This window comes from Edaphobacter modestus (assembly GCF_004217555.1).
In the GTDB taxonomy this organism is placed as follows: domain Bacteria; phylum Acidobacteriota; class Terriglobia; order Terriglobales; family Acidobacteriaceae; genus Edaphobacter; species Edaphobacter modestus.
The window spans coordinates 6,111,643-6,121,180 of the sequence record NZ_SHKW01000001.1; the positions used below are offsets into that span (position 1 = coordinate 6,111,643).

Sequence of the window (9,538 nt, forward strand, 5' to 3'; positions counted from 1 at the left end):
GGTTTTTAGCAACTTCGATTCAGGCTCGGCTGCACGGTTGCGAACTTGGTCAAAACCCGACTTTAATGGAAGCTCAGCTAAGTGTTCAGGGATCTAGACAGCCTAGTGGCCTGTCGCAAAGAAAACGTTAGTAGGTCAGAGAGGTCATTCTTGGGAGACATGAACCAGTCCCCGTCTCACGAATTCGACTGGGCCGCTCGTGAGTGGTAACGAACTCTCTGCGACAGGCTACTAGTGATAAACGCAAGAGCGTTCTCAGTACAATTTTGCTATTCGGCAATGGTGAAGGCTATTTCTCGTGAAGAAGTTGCTCGATCTCCGGCAGGTTATTCTCCGCTGCGATCGAGAGCATCACATCGTCGGAGAGCCACTCATCGAGAGGACACACGGCTGCCGGGTTTCCACCGAAGACCCGGTCGGTAAACGCATCCACCTGGTACATCGATATCTTCATCATTCTCTCCTCGATTTACGAAACCACATTCTTCGGGTGTCCTGCCACAAAGGATTCGATATTGCTCATCAACTGTTCTGCAAGAACGTTCAACGCATGATGGCTGGCAAAGGCCATATGCGGAGTGACAATGAGGTTCGGTAGCGATAGGTCCAGAAGCGGATTGCCGTTCCGAGGCGGCTCCTGGGCGAGTACATCGACTCCCGCTCCTCCGATCCGTCCTTCTCGAAGAGCGTCGGCAAGCGCCTGTTCATCGACGATGCCGCCTCGTGCGGTATTGATCAGGGTAGCGGTTGGCTTCATCATAGCGATCTCGTCCCGCCCAATCAGATTTCTCGTCTCTTCATTGAATGGGCAGGTGATGCAGAGCACGTCAGAGGTCTCGACCACTTCGCGAAACGCGACTCGTCTCTCGCGGGGAGCTGCACCTTTTCTGTCAGCAATCATCACGTTCATTCCAAATGCAGATCCCAGGTGCGCAATCCGTTCTCCGAGAGCACCATACCCAATAATTCCAAGATTGCAACCGTACAGGTCGCTCGGAAGAGGCTCTTTCAGCACACCGTAGAAGTGCGAGCGCTGCCACTCGCCCTGAGCCAGAAGCTCTCGATACACGAGCAGTTGTCGTCTCACGCCAAGCATCATCGCGAACGCATGTTCGGCGACGGATATGCTCGACCAGTCCCGGAGGTTCGTAACCGTCACGCCGGCATCCCTGCAGACAGAAATATCAATACACTCGTAGCCGGTTGCGGACATGGCGATGAGTCGAAGATCGGGAAGCTGCTTGAGAATGTCGGCGTCGAAGTGGACCCGATTGGTGATTGCAATCGTTGCACCCTGCAGCCGTTCGATGACCTGTTCCGGTGACGTCGTCGGGTATTCAAACCAGTCGTGTGGAAACCGGAGCGACCGAAGTTGAGCTCGGATTGCGAACCGGTCCAAGAAGACAACTTTCAACTTCTCGCTCATTATGCGATGGCCTCTTCTTCTGAATGGTTTTGGATTGCAGGTGCAGCGGGGATGCGGAACATGGTGGCCTCTGCCTCGGCGAAGAGCATTTCGCCATCATCGGATCGAACCTCTGCTTTTGCTTCCACAATGCGGCTACGCTCTCGAATGACCCATGCGCGAATGAGCAGTGCAGCCCCGATTGGCACTGGTTTCGTGAACCTCGTCCTGATCTTGGCCGTGACGGCAGGCTTCTGCTGGAAGAAGAGCGCCCATCCAAGGGCCTCATCCATCAGCGAAAACGTTACGCCACCGTGCAGTACTCCATTCCAACCACCATGTTCGGGGCGTGCGACATAGCGCGCGCAGCTGCCCTCCGCCCCGTCCTGCTCGAAGGGAACACGCAGCCCGAATTTGTTGTCAGGACCACACACATAACAGTAGGAATCCTTCGCACCTAAAACCGCCATCATCTTCTCCTGAGTTGAGAGTACGAGAATGGAGCATATGCGTCCAATATGTATTACTGGATTTCTGATATGTTGTACATATGAGGCGTCGAGAGCTCGAACTGCGGGATATCCGCAATTTCCTTGCGTTAGCTGAGACCCTGCACTTCGGCCGTGCGGCTGACCGGCTAGGGATCGCACAGCCGAATCTCAGTCAGCAAATCAAGCAGTTGGAAGGAACCCTTGGACACGCATTGTTCGAGCGGCATGCGCGTGGGGTGACGATTACGCCAGTGGGAGAGTTCTTCCAAAGGCGTGCGGAACTACTTCGAGACAATCTGAAGGACACCATTGAAACGGCGCAGCGTATCGGTCGCGGTGAGGAAGGCAATCTCATCGTCGGCTTCAGTGGCTCGGTCATGTTCAGCAAGGCGTCAACTGTGATTGAGCGCTATAGAAGCGGATATCCAAATGTTGATTTGCAACTCCGGGAATTGCATGCAAACGAGCAGATTACACAGTTGCTCGACGGCACGCTGGATATCAGCATCCTCCGGGATGGCGAACCCACCGAAGGACTCACGATCCGAACATTAATGCGGGAGCCTTTCGTTGCCATCCTGCCACAGGATCACCCTCTATCGGTCAAGAAAACCCTGCGCCCTGAGATGCTCAAGGAAGAGAGAATCGTGCTCTTTTCACCTGGCATTGCCCGCCTGCAGTTTGAACGCATATTAGGCTTGTGTTTAGCGCATGGCTTTCGACCCAACATCGTGCAGGAAGCCCCACAATGGGCCACTGTCGTTAGTCTCGTCAGTGTCGGAATGGGGATCTCGATAGCCCCAGCCTGTACCTCCCATCTCAATGTTCCCGGAGTGGTCTATAGACCCATCCAATCCGATAGCTGGACCTCTATCGACGTAGGGACCAGAGTCGAGCTGAAGAATCCTGCCGCCAAGACATTCCTCGCACTCGCTCAGAAAATATTTGGACTTGAGCCTAGGCGCCACCTATGAGGAATAAGGTGATTGCATGCTGACGTTAAATCTTACGACTCCGCAATTGAGATGCGAGAAGGTAACGAAACGCTCCAGCGTCGAGGAATCTCGTTACCGCGCTCCGAGCGCGACCAACCGACGCATGTGATCCTGCAACTCGAAAGCGCGACGGTCGTAGGCGTTGCGCAAACGAAACATGCTGTTGAAAAACTCGTTGCGGCAAGTTGCTTCATTAAGTACTCGAAGAGTAGAACGCTTTGAAAACTCTTGTAGCGGGAGCGTGGGTGTGATTCCGTTGTGACAGCGGCGGAGGGCACCGGGATGATGGGACGTCAGAGCGCGCAGGAGCAGCTTTTCTATTCATTTCGGTTTGAGGATCACATTCCCGGCGATCACCTGTTGCGGCAGCTCGACCTGGTGCTGAACTTCGAACGGGTGAGATCGGTTCTGGCTGGTCATTACAGTGCTACAGGTAGACCTTCTATTGATCCTGAACTGATGCTGAGGATCTTGTTGATTGGCTATGTCTATGGCATTCGGTCAGAGCGGCAGCTATGCAGCGAGGTTCATCTTAATCTTGCCTATCGCTGGTTTTGCCGCTTGGGACTTGAAGGAGTTGTGCCGGATCATTCCACCTTCTCTAAGAATCGTTATGGGCGGTTTCGTGAAAGTGGTATTTATCGGGTGCTGTTCGAGGACGTTGTTGGGCAGTGCTGTAGTGCAGGCTTGGTGAGCGGCGAAGGCTTCGCCGTAGACGGCAGTCTGATAGGCAGCGATGCTGGACGTACCCGGCGGGTTGAGAGCGTGAACGCGATCCGAGAAGGAGAGGCTAGAAGCAGACCAGTGCGCGAGTATCTGGAGGCACTCGATGCCGGCAATCCGGTTCACCCGAGCGAAGCGCGATATCTTTCGCCGACCGATCCCGCCGCCGCGTGGAATGTGAAGGAAGGACGGGGTAAATTCGGATACTTCAATAACTATCTGATTGATACCGATCATGCCGTCATCGTTGATGTCGAAGCCACTCCGGCTCGACTGGCGCAGGAGATTATCGCCACCAAAGCGATGCTGGAGCGTGTAGAAGAAAAACACCATCTCAGACCCGAAAGGCTGGCGGCTGACAAGGCTTACGGCACAGGCCCATTTCTGGGCTGGCTATCGAAACACAAGATCATCCCACATATTCCAGTGCTGGATCGACAGCACCAGACAGATGGCCTGCTGCCGCGCGAGGCCTTCACCTTCAATCCCGACAGCAACCACTACACCTGCCCACAGAACAAGATTCTCAAGCACTGCACGGCTCGCACAGACTCTCCGATCCACATCTATCGTGCGACGGTTGGCGATTGCAAATCATGTCCCATTCGCCAACAATGCACGCGCGGCACGCAACGTAGTTTATCGGTACCCTTCGACGAGAGCACTCGGCAAGAAGTCATGGCACTGCAGAATACGGAAGCCTTTCAACACTCGCGCCGCTTACGAAAGAAAGTAGAGATGCTGTTCGCTCACATGAAGCAACACTTTCGCTTCACGCGGCTTAAACTTCGAGGGCTGGCTGGAGCCGCTGAGGAGTTTTTATTGGTGGCGACTGTTCAAAATCTGCGTCGCCTTGTACGACTCCGTCCGCCTGCGATTGCTGATACGCCTTGCCTCTCGACCACATGACGGGAAGCAGGCAGCAAAACAAGCTCATACAGAGGCTAAACCGTAGACAACGACCCTCAAGAATGGACGCAGTCACCGCGGATTTTCCCTTCTCGTTAGAAACGCCACAGATCAAAAGTTGAAACCGCTTCAGCAGAGAGTTTTTCAACAGCATCGAAAATTATTGCAACGATGCTCCAATTTCAGAAAAGCCCCGTATTTTGCATTGCATAAAGGTATTGCGATTGGCTTCCTAAAGGCGATAGGTTCTCGCAACAAACCTAAACGTACGAGTTTTTACTTTTGGTGTGGTGACCCCAAGACGAACATCCCGCAAAACGGGGCGAGCTCAACCGGTCGATGCACACTGGCTTGCAGTTTACTCGCCAGCTCCAACCTCGTTTTCCGGCCCGAAGCGGTCACTTGTCCGAGCAATCCGACTAATCATAACCTAGCAAAATTCAGTGATATAAATTTGGGGGTCGGTTCGGTCTACGATTTTGCAAACTATCAAGCGTCCTGTCATTCAGGTTTCCGGAGTCCGCAAGACCTACGGCCAAACGGTGGCTGTCGATGAGGTGTCGTTCGAGGTAGAGGAGGGCGAGATTTTTGGGTTGATCGGGCCCAACGGGGCGGGAAAGACCACCACGCTGGAGTGTATCGAGGGTCTGCATACGCCCGACCGTGGAACCATCTCGGTTCTGGGTCTTGATCCCTTTCGCCAGGTCTACAAGGTGCAGGACCGGATCGGTGTTCAGCTTCAGCAGGCGCAGTTGCAGAAGCGAATCAAAGTCTGGGAGGCAGTAGATCTTTGGGCTTCGCTTTACCGAAAGAAAGCGATTGATGCTGAACACTTGCTCCAACAGCTCGGCCTCACCGATAAGCGGAACGCCTGGTTTATGAACCTCTCCGGAGGCCAGAAACAGCGTCTATTCATTGCCCTTGCGCTGATCAACGATCCGGAGGTGGTGTTTCTCGATGAGTTGACTACCGGGCTGGATCCGCAATCACGGAGAGCGATCTGGGATCTGGTGCGCGACATACGCGATCGCGGTAAAACCGTTTTTTTGACCACTCATCTGATGGAGGAGGCCGAGCGGTTGTGCGACCGGGTAGCGATCATCGAGCACGGGCGGATTATCGACATCGACAAGCCGGAGAGGCTCATCGACCGACACTGCCCTGAGCGAACTGTCGTTCTCGCCACAGACAACACCACCGCCGTGGCGAAGGGAGTCCTGCAGGGCTAGGGTGAGTGGTCATAGGAGGAGGTTCCTATGACCCCACTTCGCCAGCGCATGCTGCACGAGCTTCAGCGGCGCAACTACTCACCTTCTACGATCCGCGGCTACCTTGGTGCGGTGCGACAGTTTGCCGAACACTTCCATTGCTCGCCTGAGCAACTGGGCCCTGAGCACCTGCGACGCTATCAGCGATACCTGCTGCAGGAGAAGAAGCTCGAGCCTGGCACGGTCGAGGTCCGCGTCTCGGCGCTGCGGTTCCTCTACAAGCGCACGCTGAAGCGGCGTGATCTGGCCTTCGACGATCTCATCTTTCCGAAGGTGCCGCATAAGCTGCCGACCGTCCTCAGCCAGGATGAAGTCGTGCGGCTGATCGATGCCGCGCCCAACCGCTTGTACCGCATGATCCTTGTGCTGCTCTACGCCACCGGAGTACGCAGGACCGAAGCGGCACAGATCAGGGTCGAAGACATCGACAGCCAACGCATGGTGATCCACATCCGCCAGGGCAAGGGCGCGCGGGACCGGGATGTACCGCTCTCGCCGAAGCTGCTCGAAGAGCTGCGCAGCTGGTGGCGGTGGAAGAAGCCGTGTGGCTATCTCTTTCCCAGCACTGCTGGTCAGCGCGGCACCAACCAGCCCATCTCTGACAAGACCGTCTGGCACGCATGCCGCACAGCGGCCACGCGCGCCGGACTCACGAAGAATATCCACCCGCATACATTACGGCACAGCTTTGCGACGCACCTGCTCGAAGCCGGTGCCGACCTGCGCACGATTCAGCTGCTGATGGGCCACGAGCGGCTCGAGGATACAACCGTCTACCTCCAGCTCTCACGGCGTCACCTCCATGCGGCCGTCAACCCGCTGGAGCAGATCACGTTTCGTGCAGGACAGCAGGACAGGAAGCGATGAGCCGGCCGCCCTTCGAGGTGGCCGACATAATTCGCATCGCTGGTGACAGCTTCCGGCAACGGTACAACGCTTCGCTGACCTGGCCGCAACGCAAGGTGCTTGATGCGATCGTGCGCTGCCGTACCGCTGCGCTCGGCGGTCATCGCGATGCGTGCGCCGATTGCGGACATCAGGCCATCTCGTATAACTCCTGCCGCAACCGGCACTGCCCCAAGTGCCAGACCGGTGCCCGCGATCAGTGGCTTCGGAAGCGCCAGCTGGAGCTGTTGTCTGTCGGCTATTACCACCTGGTCTTCAGCGTGCCGCATACGCTTGTGCCATTGATGTGGCAGAACAAGCGGCAGTTGTTTTCCTTGCTGTTCGAAACCAGTGCTGCCTCGCTACTCGAGGTTGCTGCCGATCCCAGGCATCTCGGCGCACAGCTTGGCCTCTTATCCATTCTGCACACCTGGGGACAGACGCTCACTCCACATCCGCACATCCACTGCGTGGTGCCCGGCGGAGGACTTGCACCGGATCACGCGCGCTGGATCGCTTCCCGTTCCAACTTCCTGCTACCCGTCAAGGTGCTTAGACGTGTCTTCCGCGGTAAGTTCGTCGCCGGACTGCGGCGTCTCTTTGCTAGCGATCAGTTGCGCTTCTTCGGCGAGTGCATGCCGCTCCATGAGGAGAAGCGCTTCGCCCTCTTCCTGCGCACTCTTTATCGCCAAGACTGGGTCGTCTATGCCAAGCCGCCCTTCGGCGGCCCCGAGCACGTACTACATTATCTGGCGCGCTACACGCATCGCGTCGCCATCTCTAACCATCGCCTGCTCTCGGTCTCAGCTGCTGCGGTCCGCTTCCGATGGAAGGACTATGCCCACAGCAGCAAGCAACGCACCATGACACTTGCTTCCGAAGAGTTCCTGCGCCGTTTCGTACAACATGTGCTGCCGCGAGGCTTTCCCCGCATCCGCTATTTCGGCCTTCTCGCCAACCGCCGGCGAGCCCACATGCTGCCACTCTGCCGCACTCTGCTCAATCAGGCTCCTCCAGCCGAGACTTCTTCCGCCGCAACCCATCACGCTATGGAAATGTCCGCGGTGCCATGGACGCATGCATCTCGTCCAACGGCTCTCGGTGGCACAACTCTTCTTCGCTCAACGAAAGGAGGCATACCTGCTTGACTCTTCCTAGCAGCCTGTTCCAAGCGGCGCTCATCGCGTGCTGCACAGCACACTCACTGCACGTGTGCCTCAGGCCCGAAAACAGTCCTTTCCGTCTGTCCGACGCTGTGTTCCGCATCATCTTCGGCATCCCTCACGAATGGCCGCATAGACGATCTCCCTCACTCTGCACGCCTGCTCTTGCTGCGCCGGCCCAGCTCAGAGGATGAAAACCCCATAGCCAACATCCTTCCCCGATCGCACCAACGCCTTCCTTCAAACCGCTCTATCCGACCTGCTCCGCTTTATCTCCATCCACCGCGCACACCTGATCCCGCGGAGCAGCTCCGATAGAGTACTGACGTTTATCGGCCACTTGCCAAAGAGATAGAGAGCTTAATGAGTGCATTACTCCGTATGTGCTATTCGACTGACTCAGCGGAAGTGGCGACAGATATTCTGTATCAGTCCTTCTGAAAGATCAGCGGCAAGAAGTGAATCAGGCTGTAGTGCCAGGCGGTCCAGTCATGTGTTCCGGGCGCCTTGACCGCAGTGAGTGAAAAGCCCTTGTCTTTCAGATCGGCGATGAGTTGCTGGTTCTTGGGAAGGAGCGCGTCGTTCACACCGCAGAAAATCCATAGCTGCCGGAAGCTAATTCGTGTCGGATCCATACGCAGCGGGTGGGGCAAATTGCGCGAGGAACATCATTTGGCTGTCCCATGCATCGGAACTCAGCGGCCATCCGTGTGAAAACGTTACGACCGGGCCTTTGCCCCAGTCTTTGTAGTAGATGGTCATGCCATCCTTTACCGTAATCGTGCTCATACGAATTTCTCCGTAGTTGGGGCAAGTAGAACTGCTCACGGTTTCATGTTTCAGTAGTGGGCACCAGCACCTGGGCGCCTTTGTCGTTTACGAGGAATACGGCGAATTTTGCCAGTTTGGTTTGGCGTGCGTTCGGCCCAATAACGTGAACATCATCCTGGCCTTCATACCGGGAAGCGAGCAATTAACCGTCGACGAACGTGACAGTCTCGTCGAGCGGGGCGCGGCCGGTACGGACGTAGCTCACCGTGGGGTCCTCGTACCCAATCGACATGCCGCAGAAGAGGATGAGCCCGTCCGGGGGTGACAGGAATTCAGCGACTGTTTCCCGAACCTGCGACCACGCCATCTGTGGGCAACTGTGCAGCCCTTCGGCGCGGAGCAGCAGCATAACGGTCTGCAGATACATGCCTATGTCGGCCCATTGGGGCAGGCCCATGTCGGGCTCGATGTAACAGAACAGGGCGGCGGGAGCGCCGAAACACTTCCAGTTGCCGATGGCCGCCCTCTGGCGGGCTTCCAAGTCTTCGCGCGCAATGCCGAGTGCGCTGTAGCGCTCCCTGCCGAAGGCGGATCGGCGCTCTCCGTACGGCGACTTCAGCACGGGCGGGTACAGCTGGTACTGCCGCTCGTCCCAGGGGTCGCCGTGGGAAACGCGCTCAACGGCGTGCGTCTTGAGCTCGGCCAGCCGCGCGCCGGTCAGCACATAGCTATTCCACGGCTGGATGTTCGATCCGGACGGCGACCAAGCCGCGGCGGACAGCACGCGCTCCAACACCACCCTCGACACAGGCTCGTCGGTGAATCCGCGCACCGCCCGTCGGCTTTTGACTGCCTCATATACGTCCATGATCCCTCCTGAGCATCCGTTTCGTTCAACCGTGCGGTCATCTAGTACAACCACCCGCTA

Annotated in this window: 11 protein-coding genes; 5 read left to right on the forward strand and 6 right to left on the reverse strand. The window is 56.6% G+C overall.

Going from position 1 to position 9,538, the window contains the following annotated elements:
- Nucleotides 1-289: 289 nt before the first annotated feature.
- The 3 genes from BDD14_RS25875 to BDD14_RS25885 are packed head-to-tail and all read right to left on the reverse strand — an operon-like array spanning nucleotide 290 to nucleotide 1,878.
- Entirely contained in the window at nucleotides 290-457 is a 168-nt protein-coding gene (locus BDD14_RS25875; protein ID WP_207231836.1) for a PhzF family phenazine biosynthesis protein, read from the reverse strand.
- A gap of 12 nt (nucleotides 458-469) precedes the next feature.
- Entirely contained in the window at nucleotides 470-1,426 is a 957-nt protein-coding gene (locus BDD14_RS25880; protein WP_130422511.1) for a D-2-hydroxyacid dehydrogenase, read from the reverse strand.
- Nucleotides 1,426-1,878, reverse strand: coding sequence for a PaaI family thioesterase (locus BDD14_RS25885; protein ID WP_130422514.1), 453 nt, complete (start codon nucleotides 1,876-1,878; stop codon nucleotides 1,426-1,428). Before BDD14_RS25885 ends, BDD14_RS25880 begins: the two co-directional genes overlap by 1 nt.
- A gap of 77 nt (nucleotides 1,879-1,955) precedes the next feature.
- On the opposite strand from BDD14_RS25885, the gene BDD14_RS25890 reads away from it, so the two are divergent.
- From BDD14_RS25890 to BDD14_RS25910, 5 genes are all read left to right on the forward strand, one after another.
- Nucleotides 1,956-2,870: a LysR substrate-binding domain-containing protein gene (locus tag BDD14_RS25890; RefSeq protein WP_130417381.1), complete on the forward strand. Its 915-nt coding sequence runs from the start codon at nucleotides 1,956-1,958 to the stop codon at nucleotides 2,868-2,870.
- 303 nt (nucleotides 2,871-3,173) lie between these two features.
- Complete coding sequence (locus BDD14_RS25895; protein ID WP_130422516.1) at nucleotides 3,174-4,523, forward strand: transposase; 1,350 nt, start codon at nucleotides 3,174-3,176, stop codon at nucleotides 4,521-4,523.
- Nucleotides 4,524-5,002: 479 nt separating this feature from the next.
- Nucleotides 5,003-5,752: an ABC transporter ATP-binding protein gene (locus BDD14_RS25900; protein ID WP_242618208.1), complete on the forward strand. Its 750-nt coding sequence runs from the start codon at nucleotides 5,003-5,005 to the stop codon at nucleotides 5,750-5,752.
- A gap of 27 nt (nucleotides 5,753-5,779) precedes the next feature.
- Nucleotides 5,780-6,658: a tyrosine-type recombinase/integrase gene (locus BDD14_RS25905; protein ID WP_130422518.1), complete on the forward strand. Its 879-nt coding sequence runs from the start codon at nucleotides 5,780-5,782 to the stop codon at nucleotides 6,656-6,658.
- Nucleotides 6,655-7,824, forward strand: a complete 1,170-nt coding sequence (locus BDD14_RS25910) for an IS91 family transposase (protein WP_207231837.1) — start codon at nucleotides 6,655-6,657, stop codon at nucleotides 7,822-7,824. Before BDD14_RS25905 ends, BDD14_RS25910 begins: the two co-directional genes overlap by 4 nt.
- Before the next feature lie 443 nt (nucleotides 7,825-8,267).
- On the opposite strand, the gene BDD14_RS32060 is transcribed toward BDD14_RS25910, so the two are convergent.
- From BDD14_RS32060 to BDD14_RS25925, 3 genes are all read right to left on the reverse strand, one after another.
- Nucleotides 8,268-8,426 (reverse strand): hypothetical protein, encoded by a 159-nt coding sequence (locus tag BDD14_RS32060; RefSeq protein WP_165420255.1) that lies wholly within the window; start codon nucleotides 8,424-8,426, stop codon nucleotides 8,268-8,270.
- A 28-nt stretch (nucleotides 8,427-8,454) separates the two neighbouring features.
- Complete coding sequence (locus BDD14_RS25915) at nucleotides 8,455-8,628, reverse strand: alpha/beta fold hydrolase (protein ID WP_423201773.1); 174 nt, start codon at nucleotides 8,626-8,628, stop codon at nucleotides 8,455-8,457.
- 184 nt (nucleotides 8,629-8,812) lie between these two features.
- Complete coding sequence (locus BDD14_RS25925) at nucleotides 8,813-9,478, reverse strand: nitroreductase (RefSeq protein ID WP_130422520.1); 666 nt, start codon at nucleotides 9,476-9,478, stop codon at nucleotides 8,813-8,815.
- Between the last annotated feature and the right edge of the window lie 60 nt (nucleotides 9,479-9,538).